This window comes from Sulfitobacter sp. G5_S2_6_S6 (assembly GCF_054968505.1).
Genome location: NZ_JBQKUI010000006.1, coordinates 91304 through 108786 on the forward strand (window position 1 = coordinate 91304; position 17483 = coordinate 108786).

At 59.1% G+C, this 17483-nt stretch carries 14 protein-coding genes; 8 read left to right on the top strand and 6 right to left on the bottom strand.

Translation table 11 applies throughout. The annotated features are described in order from the left end of the window. Positions 1-59: 59 nt before the first annotated feature. Positions 60-359 carry an FtsB family cell division protein gene (locus tag ACTRWK_RS11775; RefSeq protein WP_037962694.1) on the bottom strand — a complete coding sequence of 100 codons (300 nt, stop codon included), beginning with the start codon at positions 357-359 and terminating at the stop codon, positions 60-62. Between the two features lie 181 nt (positions 360-540). Next, the gene (locus ACTRWK_RS11780; protein ID WP_289081768.1) at positions 541-1734 is read right to left on the bottom strand and encodes a phosphoglycerate kinase; all 1194 of its coding nucleotides are present in this window, start codon (positions 1732-1734) and stop codon (positions 541-543) included. 131 nt (positions 1735-1865) lie between these two features. Between ACTRWK_RS11780 and ACTRWK_RS11785 the strand changes: the two genes are divergently transcribed. Together ACTRWK_RS11785 and ACTRWK_RS11790 are read left to right on the top strand one after the other, a co-directional pair. Continuing rightward, positions 1866-2372: a peptidylprolyl isomerase gene (locus ACTRWK_RS11785; protein WP_009826761.1), complete on the top strand. Its 507-nt coding sequence runs from the start codon at positions 1866-1868 to the stop codon at positions 2370-2372. Beyond that, positions 2365-2919: a peptidylprolyl isomerase gene (locus ACTRWK_RS11790; RefSeq protein WP_064216830.1), complete on the top strand. Its 555-nt coding sequence runs from the start codon at positions 2365-2367 to the stop codon at positions 2917-2919. Before ACTRWK_RS11785 ends, ACTRWK_RS11790 begins: the two co-directional genes overlap by 8 nt. Positions 2920-3058: 139 nt before the next feature. Here ACTRWK_RS11790 and ACTRWK_RS11795 read toward each other — a convergent pair whose 3' ends face one another. The 4 genes from ACTRWK_RS11795 to ACTRWK_RS11810 form a co-directional block, all read right to left on the bottom strand. Beyond that, the gene (locus ACTRWK_RS11795) at positions 3059-3559 is read right to left on the bottom strand and encodes a bactofilin family protein (RefSeq protein ID WP_005852949.1); all 501 of its coding nucleotides are present in this window, start codon (positions 3557-3559) and stop codon (positions 3059-3061) included. Further along, positions 3549-4877, bottom strand: a complete 1329-nt coding sequence (locus ACTRWK_RS11800; protein WP_289081769.1) for a M23 family metallopeptidase — start codon at positions 4875-4877, stop codon at positions 3549-3551. The genes ACTRWK_RS11795 and ACTRWK_RS11800 overlap by 11 nt, the downstream gene beginning before the upstream one ends. Before the next feature lie 189 nt (positions 4878-5066). Next, a complete protein-coding gene (locus tag ACTRWK_RS11805; protein WP_289081770.1) occupies positions 5067-5876 on the bottom strand; it encodes a ferritin-like domain-containing protein in 810 nt (269 codons plus the stop codon). Continuing rightward, positions 5873-6334, bottom strand: coding sequence for a peroxiredoxin (locus ACTRWK_RS11810; RefSeq protein WP_005852954.1), 462 nt, complete (start codon positions 6332-6334; stop codon positions 5873-5875). Before ACTRWK_RS11810 ends, ACTRWK_RS11805 begins: the two co-directional genes overlap by 4 nt. A 99-nt stretch (positions 6335-6433) precedes the next feature. On the opposite strand from ACTRWK_RS11810, the gene ACTRWK_RS11815 reads away from it, so the two are divergent. From ACTRWK_RS11815 to uvrA, 6 genes are all read left to right on the top strand, one after another. Beyond that, entirely contained in the window at positions 6434-9778 is a 3345-nt protein-coding gene (locus ACTRWK_RS11815) for a YhdP family protein (RefSeq protein WP_462843939.1), read from the top strand. 9 nt (positions 9779-9787) lie between these two features. Then, positions 9788-10852 carry a tRNA preQ1(34) S-adenosylmethionine ribosyltransferase-isomerase QueA gene (gene queA, locus ACTRWK_RS11820; protein WP_462843940.1) on the top strand — a complete coding sequence of 355 codons (1065 nt, stop codon included), beginning with the start codon at positions 9788-9790 and terminating at the stop codon, positions 10850-10852. A 74-nt stretch (positions 10853-10926) separates the two neighbouring features. Beyond that, positions 10927-12189 (top strand): MFS transporter, encoded by a 1263-nt coding sequence (locus tag ACTRWK_RS11825; protein WP_005852959.1) that lies wholly within the window; start codon positions 10927-10929, stop codon positions 12187-12189. An 81-nt stretch (positions 12190-12270) separates the two neighbouring features. Further along, on the top strand, positions 12271-12837 hold the full coding sequence (locus ACTRWK_RS11830; RefSeq protein WP_289081774.1) for a DUF924 family protein: 567 nt from the start codon (positions 12271-12273) through the stop codon (positions 12835-12837). 107 nt (positions 12838-12944) lie between these two features. Beyond that, positions 12945-14339 (top strand): dihydrolipoyl dehydrogenase, encoded by a 1395-nt coding sequence (lpdA, locus tag ACTRWK_RS11835; protein ID WP_037944025.1) that lies wholly within the window; start codon positions 12945-12947, stop codon positions 14337-14339. A gap of 189 nt (positions 14340-14528) precedes the next feature. After that, positions 14529-17411, top strand: coding sequence for an excinuclease ABC subunit UvrA (uvrA, locus tag ACTRWK_RS11840; protein ID WP_304950610.1), 2883 nt, complete (start codon positions 14529-14531; stop codon positions 17409-17411). Positions 17412-17483: the final 72 nt, after the last annotated feature.

Sequence of the window (17483 nt, forward strand, 5' to 3'; positions counted from 1 at the left end):
TGGCGGGACGTGAATTTTTTATGACGCTGCGGGGGACTATGCCGGATGATGCGCGGGTATCAGCGGATCACGATTTCATCGGCGCGGATCATCCCCAGCACCTTGCGGGTCTGTTCGTCCAGCAGGTCGAGATCAAGATATTCGTCAGACAGACGATGGGTCAGGTTCTCCATCCGCGCCACATCGATCTGCACCTGTGCAAGCTGTACCCGCAGATCCTGAGTTTCGGCCACGATCTCGGCGCGGCGGAACAGGCCGTAGTTGCCCTGAATCGCCGCGAAAGCGAAATAGAGGCTCAGCGCGAAGGCGATCGCGAAAAACAAGAGAGTGCCAAAAGCGGGTTTGCTGCTGCGGTTCATGTATCTGCCTTTAATCGTCTCTTAGTGGACGTTCTCCCAGTATGACACAGGTGATTCGCGAAGGGAATCCCCCGTCTTGCGATTGGCAAGAAAATGTTCATCTTTTTAGGGGGTTGGGCAAGGATGTCGCATATCTTTCCCGCCAGTCGCATCGCTGTGCCGCGACTGGCGGGGGATAAGGTCAGGCGTCCAGCGCGGCGACGCCGGGGAGGGTCTTGCCTTCCATCCATTCGAGAAAGGCACCGCCCGCGGTGGAGATATAGGTGAAATCCTCCGCCGCACCTGCCTGGTTCAACGCGGCCACGGTGTCGCCACCGCCCGCCACCGAGATCAGCGCGCCGTCGCGTGTCAGCGCAGCCGCTGCCTTGGCCGCGGCGACGGTTGCGGTGTCGAAGGGGGCGATCTCGAACGCGCCCATGGGGCCGTTCCAGATCAGGGTTTTCAGGCCGTCAAACGCGTCTTTGACCAGTTCAACCGTCTTCGGGCCTGCGTCCAGTACCATCTGGTCCGCTGCCAGTACGGTATCGGCCCCAAGGGCTGCGACCTCATGCGCGGCATGGGCGGCGAATTCCCGCGCGACAAGCCCATCTACGGGCAGCAAGACGCGGCAGCCGGCCTTTTCGGCCTGTGCCAGAATATCCTTGGCGGTGTCGTAAAACTCGGGTTCAGACAGGGACTTGCCCAGATCTGCGCCTTGTGCGCCCAGAAACGTATTGGCCATGCCGCCCCCGATCACCAACAGATCCAGCCGGTTCACGAGGTTTTCCAACAGCTCGATCTTGGTCGATACTTTGGCACCGCCCACCACCGCGCCGACGGGGCGTTTCGGAGTGGCCAGCGCGGCTTCAAGCGCCGAAAGCTCGGCCTGCATCAAGCGGCCCGCACAAGAGGGCAAGAGCCGCGCGACCCCTTCGGTCGACGCATGGGCGCGGTGCGCGGCAGAGAAAGCATCATTGCAATAGATGTCGCCCAAACCGGCCAGACGTTTGGCAAAATCGGGGTCGTTCTCGGTCTCGCCCGGATAGAAACGGATGTTTTCGAGCAGCAATACATCGGCGGCGTTGATCTCTTCGGTGCCCGCCTCGGCGGCCTCGAGCGTTTCGGCCAGCACGACTTTGCGGCCCAAGGCATCCTCCAGCGCGGGGAGGACGACACGCAGGCTCAGATCCTGCACGCGTTTGCCCTTGGGGCGGCCAAAATGCGCCAGCAACACAGGGGTGCCACCCTGTTCCAGAATGTCGCGCAGGGTGGGGATGATCCGCTGGATGCGGGTGTCGTCCGTTACCTTGCCGTTTTCAACCGGCACGTTGATATCCACGCGCACCAGAACCCGCTTGCCGCGCAGGTCCATGTCATCCAATGCTTTCCAGCCCATCTTGTCCCTCGTGTAAAACCACAATTCCCGTCGTGTTTTGCCGTTATTGCCGTCAGGGTCAATGGACCCGCTTGGCAATTGCGCTTGCACGTCCTAGGTAATTGCCAACGAAATTCTTAAAGGAGACCGGCATGGCCGAGATCAAAGACCCCGAAAACACGATCCTGATGGAACTGAAGGGCGGCACTGTCACCATCCAGCTGTTGCCTGATGTGGCCCCCAAACACGTAGAGCGTATGAAGGAACTGGCCCGCGCTGGTAAATACGACAACGTGGCCTTTCACCGCGTGATCGAAGGGTTCATGGCGCAGACAGGCGACGTGGCCAACGGCAACATGGAAGACAATTTCAACCTGCGCGCCGCGGGGACCGGTGGGTCGGACATGCCGAACCTGCCAGCCGAATTCTCCAAAGTGCCGCACGCTCGTGGCAGCATCGGTGCCGCGCGTTCCGCCAACCCCGATAGCGCAAACAGCCAATTCTTCATCAACTTCAAAGACAACGACTTCTTGAACGGTCAGTACACCGTTTACGGTCAGGTCATCTCGGGGATGGAGCATGTCGACGCGATCACCCGTGGCGAGCCGCCAGCGAACCCTGATCGGATGATCAGCGTCAAGGTTGCCGCTGATGCGTAATCTGATTGCAGCAGGCGTTGCCTCTGCCGTGATGGCAGGGGCGGCTTTTGCGGATGGTCTGGCGATCACCGTGGATGGCGAAGCGCAAGGCACCATCAAGATCGATCTGGCCGAAGATGTGGCCCCCGCGCATGTGGCACGGCTGAAAGAGCTGGCCGAAGCAGGGGCCTACGATGGCGTGGTATTTCACCGCGTGATCGACGGGTTCATGGCGCAGACCGGTGACGTTGAATTTGGCAAGGCTGGTGGGGACACAGGCCGCGCGGGCATGGGCGGTTCCGACCTGCCTGACCTGCCTGCCGAATTCTCGGACATCCCCTTTGACCGCGGTGTCGTCGGCATGGCTCGCAGCCAGAGCCCGGATTCCGCGAACTCGCAGTTCTTTATCATGTTTGACCAGGGGCACTTCCTGAACGGGCAATACACCGTTGTGGGCAAAGTCACCGAAGGGCTGGACGTGCTGGACGCGATCAAGCGCGGGACCGGCGGTAACGGTGCTGTCACCGGCACGCCCGACCGTATGGTCGAGGTCAAGGTGACCGAATAATCATCGCGAAGGGCAGGGGTGCTTGCGCCTTTGCCCCGCTTTGGTCGCGCAGCACTTCGCAACCGAAGATTTTGATATCACAACGAAAAAGGGCGTCGCAACAGTGCGACGCCCTTTCACATTCATCACCCTTGTCCGATCAGGACGCGGGGTTCGGCTTTTGCGCAGGGGCGGATTTCGCGCCGGGGTTCAGCGGGTCGTCCTGACGTTGGACGGAGCCTTCGAAATGCGCACCGGATTCGATGGCGATGGTCTTGTGGATGATGTCGCCTTCGACGCGGGCGGTCGATGTCAGGCGGACTTTCAGACCGCGCACGCGGCCCACGATACGGCCGTTGATCACAACGTCATCGGCGATCACTTCGCCTTTGATGGTCGCGGTTTCGCCGATGGTCAGCAGATGGGCGCGAATGTCGCCTTCCACGGTGCCTTCAACCTGGATGTCGCCGGTTGTTTTCAAGTTGCCGGTGATGTGCAGATCGGAGGACAGCACGGAGGCAGGTGGTTTTGCCTTGGGCGCGCTGGCCTTGAATTCGCTTTGCTTGGGCGCAGCCGGTGCAGAGGATGACGGTGCAGCGGTGCTGGACGTGTCTGCGTCGGACTTAGGAGCGGGATCATTGATTTTGCTTTTAGAAAACATCGTTTGCAGCCTTGATAAAGATCATTGGATTTACAGCCTTGCCACCGACACGGACTTCGTAATGCAGGTGGACACCAGTAGACCGTCCTGATGTTCCCATATCACCTATCCGCTGTCCGCGCGATACCCTTTGGCCGACTTTTACGCGCAATTTAGACATGTGTGCGTAACGTGTCTCGACCCCGAATTCATGTTGGATTTTAACCAGTCGCCCGTAGCCAGAGCTCCAGCCCGCGTGGGTCACAACCCCTTCGGCGGTGGAGTGGATGGGCGTGCCCATACCGGCGGCGAAATCTGTCCCGCTGTGCATCCGGCGGCCCCCCGTTTTGGGATCGCGGCGGTAGCCGAACGGGCTGCTGAAGCGGAAGGAGGATTTCAGTGGGTTCGCAAAGGGCGCTTGTTGCGCGGCAATGCGGTACATGTTCAGCTTGTCCATCTGGCCAAGCAGACGGTTGGCGCGCAGGGTGTCGGGGGAAGGAGCCTCCCCCCGTGTGGAAAAGCTTAACGGCATCAGCGGGCCACCCTGACCGGAATAACCACGGCGCACTGTGGCCAGCATCCGGTCGGTCGGCATGCCCGCGCTGCGGAACATTTTATCAAGCGGGGCAACAGAAACGGTCATCGCCTCTTCAAGCTGGCGGAAAATCGCGTCGTTCTGTTCGCGCATCAAGGCCAGCTTCTGGTTCAGTTCATCCGCCTGGATCAGCGCGTCTTGCGCATCAATCACCACTTGATCGCGTTCGGCGGCGGTACGCTCAAGCGCCTCTGCCAGCAGGGAAATCGGGGCGGAGGACCCGTTGGCGGCGCGTGTCGCTTTACCTTCGCCGGCGGCGGCCCCTTCCAGTTCGGCGACCTGGGTGCGCGCAGCTTCGCGGTCTTTCATCGTGTCGCGCAGGGTGCTTTGAATGACTTCGATGCCGGTCTCAAGCTCGCGGCGGCGCGTCTCGGATTGCAGCAGCTCGGACTGCATGACCGAAATCTGCTTCAGCGCGGCGTTAAACCGCTCCTGCGCGGCGACGGCCTCTTCCGCGCGCCCATTGCGCTGCGCTGAAAGATCGCTCAACCGGGCCTGATAGGTACGTTGGTCGCGTTTGGCTTGTTCACGAAAATTGCCCGACCCGATGCTGTCCATCAGGATCACCGCGGTGGCGACGATCGACCAGGCCACAAACAAGGAGGCCCCGGTGAAGACGAAAAGCTGGGTAACGGGGCGCAGGCGGATAAAGCGTGTGTCGGTATCGGATTTCAGAAAAACGCGGCGTTCGGGGAAAAACCGTTCAAGCGCCGAATGAATTTTGATCGCAAACCTTGTCCGCACGCGTGGTATCCTTGTTCCGTCCCTGTCACAGCACGCAAGGCCCCCACCGCGCGCTGATTGTCACCCGCCGTGCTTAGCCAGTGGGGGTCCGTCGGGCAACCCTTCAGACTTTCCCACCGGCGGTTAATGAAAGTTTAACGACAAATTTGGCAATAAATTGCCGATTCAACGGTTTGAAGGGCGAATATTTTAAACACTCTCGGTCAACGGCCAGTAAAAATCAGGTGGAATCCCGGCCTCTGCCCGCTTCTCTTCGTTGAACGGGGGCTTGAGAACACCGTGAAAGTAGGTGCGCACCAGATCGTGGAACGCCTCTTTCGGGTCAAGCTCGTGGCGCCCGCACAGGAAGTGAAACCACTTTGACCCATAGGCCACATGCGCGACCTCTTCGGCGTAAATCACCTCAAGCGCGTCGACGGCCTGCGTGGCCTTGGCGCTTTTGAACACCTGAATCATATTGGGCGTCACATCGAGCCCGCGCGCCTCAAGCACCATAGGCACAACGGCGAGACGCCCCATGAAATCATCCACCGTATCCTCGGCAGCGCGCCACATACCAGCATGGGCGGGCAAGGCCCCGTAGTGGCTGCCCAAAGCTTCAAGACAATCGCACATCAGATTGAAATGTTTGGATTCATCGTCGGCGGCGCTGACCCAATCATCGTAAAATCCCGTGGGCATTTTAACATCGGTAAAGCGCGCAATAATATCCCAGTGCAGATCAACCGCGTTCAATTCGATATGGGCCACGGCGTGCAGCAAGGCGATGCGCCCTTCGGGCGATCCGGGCTTGCGGTGGGGCACATCGCGGGGCGACAAAAGTTCTGGCTTGTCGGGGCGGGCGGGGCGCAACGGCGGGTTTGACGTGCCGATTTCCGGTGCCTCGCCTGCGGCGCGGGCAGCCCGCCACTCGGCCGCGTACTTGTGAGAAAGCGCAGTTTTTTCACGGCCATCCGCAGTGCGCAGCACGTTTTCCGCCATTTGGGCCAGCGCGATCATAGGGCGCGCACCGCGTCCAGTACCTCTTCCACGTGACCGGCGACTTTTACCTTGCGCCAGATGCGGGCGATATTGCCGCTCGCATCAATCAGATAGGTGGCGCGTTCGATCCCCATGGACTTTTTGCCGTACATATTCTTTTCGACCCAGACGCCATAGGCTTCGGTCACGGCCCCATCGATATCGGCCAGTAGGGGAACCGTCAGGGCATGTTTGGCCGCAAAACGGTCGTGTTTTGCCATCGTGTCACGGGACACGCCAAAAACCACGGCACCGGCGTCGGCAAATGCTTCAAGATGTTCGGAGAACCCCACGGCCTCCTTGGTGCAGCCCGGCGTGTCGTCACGGGGGTAGAAATACAAAACCACAGCCTTGCCCCGCAGATCGGAGAGCGAAATTTCGCCACCCCCCGTCACAGGAAGCGTAAAGTCTGGTGCAGGTTGGGAAATCTCTGGCATGGGTCACTTTCTTATGTATTGGAAGCCGTTGTCTGCACTGTCATACTAGTCGGGCTTGGCGAAACTTAAACCCCAAGCCGCCCTAAAAACCGGACGCCCATGCCCAACACCCGCGCAGCCCCCCGTACCCCCAAGCGGAGACGACTTTGGCAAGCCACCAAATGGTCGCTGCTGGTTATTTCGCTGATTGTTGCCACCATCGCAGGGGTTGCCATCTATATGATCCGCAGCCCTATTGTCGTGCCGGAATGGCTCGAGACGCGCATCGAAGAGCGGTTTGCCAAAGATATGCCGCTTGCGCGGATCGGCTTTGGAGAGATGGTGCTGATCGTGGACGAAGGGTGGCGGCCGCGCGTTCGGCTGCGCGACGTGAATATCACCAACCCCCAAGGGGTTAGCTTTGCCGCCTTCCGTGAAGTGCGGGCCAGTTTTTCCATTCAAGGCCTGCTGGCGGGCGATGTGCAGCCGCGCGATATTGCCATGTCCGGGGTTGTGGCCAACCTGCGGCGCGACAAGGATGGCCGCGTCGCGCTGAGCGCGGCGAGCGGGACTGCCCCGGCAGAGCGGCGGGCGGCCACGATGCCGCAGTTGATCGGCCAGCTTGATACGGTGTTCGAGACGAAGGCGCTGTCGCGGCTGCGGTCGATAGAGCTGCGCGCCCTGACCTTGCGCTACACCGATCTGCAGTCCGACAGGATGTGGACGGTGGATGGCGGGCGGCTGTTGCTGGACCGCGAAGGCGATAACCTGCGGATGACGGCCGAGCTCGCCGTTTTGGGTGGAGGGGCGGATGTGGCCACGCTTTCTGCCAACTACAGCAGCAAAATCGGCGATACCGCGTCGCAGTTCGGCGTGAATTTCGATGGCGTGAGCGCGGGTGACATTGCGGTGCAGAACCCTGCCTTTGCTTGGTTGAAAGTGCTGCGCGCGTCTATCTCCGGTTCGGTGCGCAGCAGCCTTGACGAGGACGGCACCTTCGAGCCGCTGAACGCGACGCTGCAAATCGGGGCCGGGGTGGTTCAGCCTAATGAACGTGCTACGCCGATCCCCTTTGACGGGGCCCGCAGCTATTTCAGCTATGATCCAGATCAGCGTCTGCTGCGTTTTGACGAGCTTTCGGTCGAAAGCAAATGGGTGTCGGGCCGGATCGAGGGGGCCGCAAGCCTGGGTATTGATGACAGCGGCAAACTTGGCGAACTGGTCGCACAGGTCCGTCTGCGCGATCTGGTGGCTGACCCTGCCGATATTTATGACGCCCCGGTTTCGATTGAGGGTGCCGACCTGGATGCCAAAATCACGTTCAACCCGTTTCACATGTCCGTCGGCCGTATGGATATCGTTGATGGGGGGACGACGTTGAACCTGTCGGGGGATTTGCGGGCTGGGCCGCAGGGGTGGCAAGTTGCGCTGGATGCGGGGTTGAACGCGTTGAAACCAGCGCGCCTGCTTGAGCTTTGGCCAGAAAACGTCAAACCAAAGACCCGCAAGTGGGTGGACGAAAATATCTACGCCGGCGCGTTGAGCGATGTTGACCTTGCCTTTCGTTTGAAGCCGGGCGCGGCACCGCAAGCATACCTCGACTTTGATTTTCAGGGTGCCGAGGTTCGATTTTTGCGCACCATGCCGAATATCACCGACGGCAGCGGTCATGCGAGCCTTTCGCGCAACCGCTTTGTTGTCAGCGTGGATACCGGGGTGATCACACCGCCCGACGAGACGCCTGTGTCGGTAAATGGGTCTTCGTTCATCATGCCGGATGTCACGGTCAAGGACGGCCCGCCCGGCATCGTTCGGTTGCGCGCCGATGCGGACATCACCTCGGTCCTGGCGCTGTTGAACCGGCCCCCGTTGCAGGCGATGGACAAGGCCAATCTGCCGGTTGACGTCGTCGATGCACGGGCCCAGTTGGCGGGCACTTTGTCCTTTCCGATGAAAAAAGGCTCTGACCCGAAGCTGACGATCTTCGACATCAACGGAACGCTGGCGGAATTTCAAAGCGACCGTCTGGTCAAAGATCGCGCGCTGCGCGCCGACCAGCTGACATTGAACGCGTCCAACAGCGGCCTGACGATCAAGGGCGAGGGCGAGCTGGACGGCGTTCCCTTTGACGGCGAATGGTCCCAACCCTTCGGGAAGCCGGGCGCTGCGAGCAGTGTCAGGGCGGATATTGCGCTGAACGCCAAAACGCTCGAGACTTTCAAGATCGCGCTGCCCCCTGATACGATCGCAGGTGAAGGGCGGGCGTGGTTCGCGATGGATCTGGTTAAAGGCCAACCCCCTGATTTTTCTGTCACATCGGATCTGCGGGGTTTGCGCATCACCGTTCCACAGATCGGCTGGACCAAAGCGCGATCCCAGACGGGCACGTTGGAGATATCGGGGCGGCTTGGGCCGGTTCCAGACGTCGATACCTTGAAGATCAGCGCCGCGGGGCTGTCGGCGCAAGGAGATGTCACATTGCACCCAAGTGGTGCGTTGGACAGATTGCAATTTCACCGATTGCAGGTTGGGAACTGGCTGGATGTGCCTGTGGATCTGATCGGGCAGGGGGCAGGTCGCCCGGTGCAGCTGGTCGTGAAAGGCGGCCGTCTTGATTTGCGCACGGCGGAGCTCGGAAAAAGCAAGCCTAGCGGGGTCGCGAGCCCGCCGATGTTGCTGTCGCTGGATAGGTTGCAGGTCACGGATAAGATTGCCCTGACAGGAATGCAGGGCGAATTTAACGTCGCGCGTGGCCTTGATGGACGGTTCACGGCAGCCTTGAACGGGGGCGCGCCGGTTTCTGGTCGCGTCGTACCCAAGGATGGTCGTAGCGCGGTGCAATTGACGGCAACCGATGCTGGTGACGTTTTGAGGTCTGCCAACATTGCACAACAAGTCCACGGCGGCGCGCTTTCGTTGACCCTGGTACCCGCCGGATCGGGCGGGGCTTTCGACGGTCATGCAGAGATTAAAGACGTTCGTATCAAGGACGCCCCGACGATTGCAGCGCTGGTGAACGCAGTCTCCGTGGTCGGCCTGATCAACGAGTTGAACGGGGACGGGATATATTTTGACACGGTCGAAGCTGATTTCCGCCTGTCTTCCAATCGCGTCAACCTGACCCAAGCCAGCGCGACGGGGGCGTCGCTTGGGATTTCTATGGATGGGTTTTTTGCCACTGACACCGGCCAGATGGCGCTGCAGGGTGTGATCTCTCCTGTATATATGTTGAACGGAATAGCCAGTTTTCTGACCCGTAAGGGCGAGGGGCTTTTGGGCTTCAACTACTCTATCGGCGGGACGGTGCAGAACCCGTCTGTCTCGGTGAACCCGCTGTCGGGGTTTGTGCCCGGTGCGATGCGGGATATTTTTCGCAGCGCCCCTCGCACGACGCCCGCTCAGGATGGGGGGGCTGCCACCCCCGCGCCACAAAAACCTGTTGCTCAACGCTTTGAGGGGCGCTAACGGGCGCGTATGAAACTCAGTGACTTCGATTTTGAACTGCCCGAGCGTTTGATCGCGACGCGCCCTGCGGTCCCCCGTACGTCGGCCAAGATGCTCGTTGCGCAGGGGGATCATATCACTGACACGACTGTCGCCAATATGAGCGATTGGTTGCGTCCCGGGGATCGGCTGGTGCTGAATGACACAAGGGTCATTCCGGCGCGGTTGTCGGGGCTTCGCCACCGGGACAGCGCACAGGGTCCGGTACAGGCGCGTATCGAAGTAACCTTGCTGGAGCCACGGGGCGATGCGGACTGGACAGCGCTGATCAAGCCGTTGAAAAAGCTCAAGATTGACGAGACGGTCGTCTTCAGCGCCGATCTTTCTGCCCGTTTGGTTGGCGTCGAGGATGGGCAGGGTCGACTGCGGTTCAACTGCAGCGGCGACGATTTTGACGCCGCGCTGAATGATGCCGGTGCGATGCCATTGCCGCCCTATATTGCGGGCAAGCGTCCGGCAGACGCGCAGGACATGACGGATTATCAAACCGTTTTTGCCAAGAATGCGGGCGCAGTGGCCGCGCCTACGGCGTCGCTCCACTTTGATCAGCCGCTTCTGGATCAGCTCGCCGAGATGGGGGTGCGCTTTAGCCACGTCACCTTGCATGTGGGCGCGGGGACGTTTCTGCCTGTGAAGGTCGATGACATTGCTGACCATAAAATGCACAGCGAGTGGGGGCAGGTGAGCGCGCAGGCAGCTGCCGAAATCTCCGCCACCAAAGCTGCTGGTGGGCGGGTCATACCCGTTGGGACCACTGCCTTGCGGCTGGTCGAGACCGCTGCGCGGTCCGGGAATATCCAACCCTGGGAAGGGGATACCGATATTTTCATTACCCCCGGTTTTGAATTCAATGTCGCAGACGCGTTGATGACGAATTTCCATCTTCCGAAGTCGACCCTTATGATGCTGGTTTCGGCATTGATGGGGCAGAAAACTATACAAAAGATTTACAATCACGCGATTGAATCGAATTATCGGTTTTTCTCCTATGGCGATGCGTCGCTGCTCTTTCCAAAGACGCAAATAAACGCCTGAATGTCGTTCGGGGGGGTGACACCTCTTGGGATCGCCGTCAGGGAGGGGGCTGATCGCGTTAAAGGATTCGTAAGATGTTTCAGGTACTGAGCAGCGCATGGGCGCTTTTGTTGGGCATGTGTTTGCTGATGGTGGGCAACGGCATGCAAGGTACGCTCTTGGGGATTCGCGGCGGGATCGAGGCATTTTCGACCTTCGAAATGTCGATCGTGATGTCGGCATATTTCGTGGGCTTTTTGGGCGGCTCGCGTATGGCACCGGGTATGATCCGGCGCGTCGGTCACGTGCGGGTCTTTGCGGCGCTGGCGTCGATGATCTCGGCTGTCATGATCTTGTATCCGACCTTCCCGAACGTCGCTGTCTGGTCCGTGGGCCGCGTGTTGATCGGCTTTTGTTTTTCTGCGGTTTACGTGACAGCAGAAAGCTGGCTCAACAACGCCGCGACGAACGAAAACCGGGGGCAGGCGCTGTCATTGTATATGATCGTGCAAACCTTTGGCATCGTTATTGCGCAAGCGCTTTTGCTCACCGCGGACCCTTCAGGCTTTGTCCTGTTCGTTATTCCGTCGGTATTGGTCAGTGTGGCGGTGACGCCAATTTTGCTGTCGATCAGCCCGACGCCCGCATTTGACACCACCAAACCGATGAGCTTGCGCGAATTGGCCGGCTTCTCGCCCTTGGGGTGTGTCGGCATGTTCTTGTTGGGCGGGGTCTTTTCGGCGCAGTTCGGGATGGCCTCAGTCTACGGTGCCGAAGCCGGGCTGACCGTGGCGCAGATTTCGATCTTCGTTGCGACATTTTTCGTGGGTTCGGTGGTTTTGCAATACCCGATCGGCTGGGTTTCGGACCGGATGGACCGTCGCCTTTTGATCGTTATCACCTCCATCATTGGGGGTATCGGGTCTGTCATCGGCATGTTGCTGGGGCATAACTTTAGCGTGTTGCTGCTGACCGCCTTTGTCGTAGGTGGCATGTCTAACCCATTGTATTCTCTTCTTATTGCGCACACGAACGACTTCCTTGAACCCGAGGATATGGCCGCGGCATCCGGCGGCATGATCTTTATTAACGGGTTGGGCGCTATTCTGGGTCCGGTGATCACCGGCTGGATGATGGGCACCGCGCTCGGGCCGGGCGGGTTCTACCTGTTCACGGCGGTTCTGTTCTTTGCTTTGGCGGTCTACGCGTCCTACCGCGCGACGGTGCGTCCGGCCATTCCTGCGGATGAAACGGGTAACTACATCCCGATTTACCCCGCTGCGACGACCGTCGCGGTCGAACTGGCGCAGGAATACGCGATCGAGAGCGAACAAACCGCCGAAGCGGAGCCGACCTAGACGTTTTGCTAATTCGTTACATCTTGTGTCTAATGAAATTAGAAAAGTTTAATCTTTTCTGTGGTCAAAGGAGGCAAGGCTATGAAAACGCCTGAGGACGTACGTCGGTTCTGGCTGGAGGAAACTGGGCCTGCGGGATGGTATGCGGTGGATGATGACCTCGATTCCGCGATCCGGTCACAGTTTCTGGACACCTGGTCGCTCATCGGGACCCATCGGTTGGACCATTGGCTGACCGATGCGAAAGGCACTTTGGCCTATCTCATTCTGGCGGATCAGTTTCCGCGCAATATGTTTCGCGGGCAGGGGACGGCGTTTTCGACGGATCTGCGGGCCTTGCGGGCGGCTCAAACCGCTGTGCGCAACGAATGGGATAGGCTCATCGCGCCGCCTGAACGGCAATTTTTTTACCTTCCGTTCATGCATTCAGAAAGTCTGACCGATCAGGATCACTGCGTTCGGCTGGTCGTTGACCGTATGCCCGAGGCCGAGGAGACGCTTCGGCATGCGCGCGCACATCGGAAGGTGATCCGGCAATTCGGCAGATTTCCGTATCGCAACAACGCCTTGGGTCGGCGAAGCACCGCCGCTGAAACCGAATATCTTGACGACGGGGGGTATGCCTATACGCTGCGGACACTCACGTAAGTGCGAGTCCGGCAGTTTGATCCTGGATCGGAATTCTCCGAGTTGCTGACGCCCGCGAGATAGTTTACCACTAAACTAAATTTCAATACGTGCTGCGAGGTTGCATAATGGCTGCGAAATCCTTTGATCTGATCGTGATTGGTGCGGGGCCGGGGGGCTATGTTGCGGCCATCCGGGGGGCGCAACTGGGGCTTTCGGTCGCCATTGTAGAGCGTGAGCATCTAGGCGGCATTTGTCTTAACTGGGGCTGTATCCCGACCAAAGCGCTTTTGCGGTCTTCGGAAGTCTTCCACCTGATGCAGCGCGCAAGCGAGTTTGGCCTGAAGGCAGACAATATCGACTATGATCTGGAGGCAGTTGTCAAACGGTCGCGCAAGGTTGCGGGGCAGCTGTCCGGCGGTATCGGGCATTTGATGAAAAAGAACAAAGTCTCGGTCTTCATGGGCGCGGCGACGTTAGCGGGCAAAGGTAAAGTGTCGGTTAAGTCGAAAGACGGGGAAGAGACGCTGACCGCCAAGAATATCGTACTGGCGACCGGTGCGCGGGCACGCAACCTGCCAGGTCTGGAAGCAGACGGGAAACGCGTGTGGATGTACAAGGATGCCTTGCAGCCGCCCCATATGCCGAAAAAGCTGCTGGTGATCGGGTCTGGCGCGATCGGTATCGAATTCGCAAGCTTTTACAATACCTTGGGCGCAGACACGACTGTTGTCGAGGTGATGGATCGTATCCTTCCCGTCGAGGATGAAGAGATCAGCAAATTCGCGAAAAAGCAGTTCGAAAAACAGGGCATGAAGATCATGCAGAAGGCCGTTGTCAAACAACTGGACCGTGCTGATGACAAGGTGACTGCCCATATCGAAACGGGCGGCAAGGTGACCAAGCATGAGTTTGACACGGTGATCTCCGCCGTGGGTATCGTCGGCAATGTCGAGGATCTTGGGCTGGAGGATCTGGGCGTGAAAATTGATCGGACCCATGTCGTGACCGATGAATATTGCCGGACCGGCGTCGAGGGGCTGTATGCCATCGGTGACATCGCCGGTGCTCCTTGGTTGGCGCATAAAGCCTCGCACGAGGGGGTGATGGTCGCCGAACTGATCGCGGGTCAACACGCGCACCCGGTCAAACCGGAATCCATCGCCGGCTGCACCTATTGTCACCCGCAGGTCGCATCCGTCGGGTATACGGAAGCCAAGGCGAAAGAGCTTGGCTTTGACGTTAAGGTGGGTCGCTTCCCCTTCATCGGGAATGGCAAGGCGATTGCCCTTGGTGAGCCCGAAGGGATGATCAAAACCGTCTTTGACGCAAAAACAGGCGAATTGCTTGGCGCGCATATGGTGGGTGCCGAGGTGACCGAGCTGATCCAGGGCTATGTCGTGGGGCGTCAGCTTGAGACCACCGAAGAAGACCTGATGAACACCGTCTTCCCGCACCCGACCTTGTCAGAAATGATGCATGAATCCGTGCTGGATGCTTACGGACGCGTTATTCATATGTAGCCTTTGCCCGCGCATAGCGGGGTCCTGATCTTTGCAACGCCCGGTGACAAATTCAATGTTGCCGGGCGTTTGCCGTCGTAATGGTAGCCCAAAATGCGCCGCGATAATGTCGTTCCCCTTGTGTTCTTATTTTTTCGTTGGAGAATCCGTAGCACGCACCTATGTACTAAGCGTTAACGGGGGTCCGATATGGCTGAGCTAAAGAACATCGAAGTGCGCGGCGCGCGCGAACACAATCTAAAGAACATCGACGTGGATATTCCGCGCGACAAGCTGGTTGTGATTACCGGGCTTTCCGGATCGGGTAAATCGAGCCTCGCGTTTGATACGATCTATGCCGAAGGGCAGCGGCGCTATGTGGAATCGCTCAGCGCCTATGCGCGGCAATTCCTTGATATGATGCAGAAACCCGATGTGGATCACATCAGCGGCCTGTCGCCAGCGATTTCGATTGAACAGAAGACCACGTCGAAAAACCCCCGCTCTACCGTGGGGACGGTCACCGAGATTTATGACTATATGCGCCTGCTTTTCGCGCGCGTCGGCACGCCCTATTCCCCCGCGACCGGCAAGCCGATCGAGGCGCAGCAGGTGCAGGATATGGTTGATCGCGTGATGACCATGCCCGAAGGCACGCGCGCCTACCTGTTGGCCCCGATCATTCGGGACCGGAAGGGCGAGTACCGCAAAGAGTTTCTTGAGCTGCGCAAGCAGGGCTTTCAGCGGGTAAAAGTGAACGGCGACTTCTACGAATTGGACGAGCCGCCCACGCTGGACAAGAAGTTCCGCCATGACATCGACGTGGTTGTCGACCGTATCGTGGTCCGCGAGGGGCTAGAGACGCGCTTGGCGGATTCCCTGCGCACAGCGCTTGATCTGGCCGATGGGATCGCCGTGCTGGAAACCGCCCCGACCGAGGGCGAGCCCGAGCGTCATACCTTCAGCGAAAAATTCGCCTGTCCTGTCAGCGGCTTCACGATCCCCGAGATCGAGCCGCGTCTGTTTTCATTCAACGCTCCTTTCGGTGCCTGTCCGTCTTGTGATGGTCTGGGCAAGGAGTTGTTTTTTGATGAACGCCTTGTGGTGCCCGACCAGAACCTCAAGGTCTATGACGGTGCGCTGGCCCCGTGGCGCAAGGGTAAGTCCCCGTATTTCAAGCAAACGATCGAAGCCATCGCAAAACACTATCAATTTAGTGAAAATACGCGGTGGAAAGACCTGCCCGAGAAGGTGCAGCAGGTGTTCCTGCATGGCTCCGGCAAGGAAGAGATCAAGTTCCGCTATGACGAAGGCGGCCGTGTGTACGAGGTCAGCCGCGTGTTCGAAGGGGTGATCCCCAATATGGAGCGCCGCTACCGCGAGACGGATAGCAACTGGATCCGCGAAGAATTCGAACGCTACCAGAACAACCGCCCCTGTGGCACCTGCAACGGCTACCGCCTGCGGCCAGAAGCGCTTGCTGTCAAGATCGGCCCGTCGGATGGCGATAGCGATACGCTGCTGCATGCCGGACAAGTCGTTGAAATGTCGATCCGCGAAGCTTTTGACTGGTGCACCAAAGTGCCCGATTATCTGACCGTTCAGAAGAACGAAATCGCGCGCGCGATCCTCAAGGAAATTCGCGAACGTCTGGGATTCCTGAACAATGTCGGGTTGGAATATCTGACGCTGGCACGCTCTAGCGGGACGCTCAGCGGGGGGGAAAGCCAACGTATTCGGCTTGCGTCGCAGATCGGGTCGGGGCTGACAGGGGTGCTTTACGTGCTTGACGAACCGTCCATCGGCTTGCACCAGCGCGATAATGACCGCTTGCTCCAGACCCTGAAAAACCTGCGGGATCAGGGCAATACGGTCATCGTCGTTGAACATGACGAAGAAGCGATCCGCGAGGCGGATTATGTGTTTGATATCGGGCCGGGGGCCGGTGTGCACGGCGGGCAGGTGGTCAGCCACGGGACATCGCAAGAGGTCGCGAATGATCCGAATTCGCTGACAGGGCAATACCTTACCGGCAAACGCGAGATCGCGGTGCCCGCGAAACGGCGCAAGGGCAACAAAAAGAAAATCCGCGTGGTCAAGGCGACGGGGAACAACCTCCAGAATGTCACGGTCGACTATCCACTGGGCAAATTCGTCTGCGTGACGGGTGTGTCCGGCGGCGGGAAGTCGACCCTGACGATCGAGACCTTGTTCAAGACTGCGTCGATGAACCTGAACGGGGCGCGCCAGACGCCCGCGCCGTGCGAGACCATCAAGGGATTGGAGCATCTGGACAAGGTGATCGACATTGACCAGCGCGCCATCGGGCGCACGCCGCGGTCGAATCCGGCGACCTATACCGGTGCCTTCACCCCGATCCGCGACTGGTTCGCCGGTCTGCCCGAAGCCAAGGCGCGCGGGTACAGGCCCGGACGTTTCAGCTTTAACGTCAAGGGCGGACGCTGCGAGGCCTGTCAGGGCGACGGTGTGATCAAGATCGAGATGCACTTCCTGCCGGATGTCTATGTCGAATGTGAAACCTGCAAAGGCCAGCGCTATAACCGCGAAACGCTTGAGGTGAAGTTCAAGGGTAAGTCCATCGCTGACGTGCTGGATATGACTGTCGAGGATGCGCAGAGCTTCTTCCAGGCGGTCCCCAGCATCCGCGAAAAAATGGATGCACTGATGCGTGTGGGCTTGGGCTACATCAAGGTGGGTCAGCAGGCGACGACACTGTCGGGCGGGGAGGCGCAGCGCGTCAAACTGTCGAAAGAGCTCAGCAAACGCTCTACGGGGCGGACGCTGTATATCCTGGATGAACCGACCACGGGTCTGCATTTTGAAGACGTGCGCAAACTGCTAGAGGTGCTGCACGAGCTGGTGGATCAGGGCAATACTGTGGTCGTCATTGAACACAACCTCGATGTCATCAAGACCGCGGACCATATCATCGACATTGGTCCAGAAGGCGGCGATGGCGGCGGGCAGGTGGTTGCAACCGGCACGCCTGAACAGGTTGCCGAGGTCGAGGGGAGCTATACCGGCCACTACCTCAAGCCGATGCTCGCCCCGCGTAAGGTTGCTGCCGAATAGCATTTCCAACACTGCGGTAGACATAAAAATGCCCCGTCCTATTCAGGCGGGGCATTTTTCATGAAATCTTAG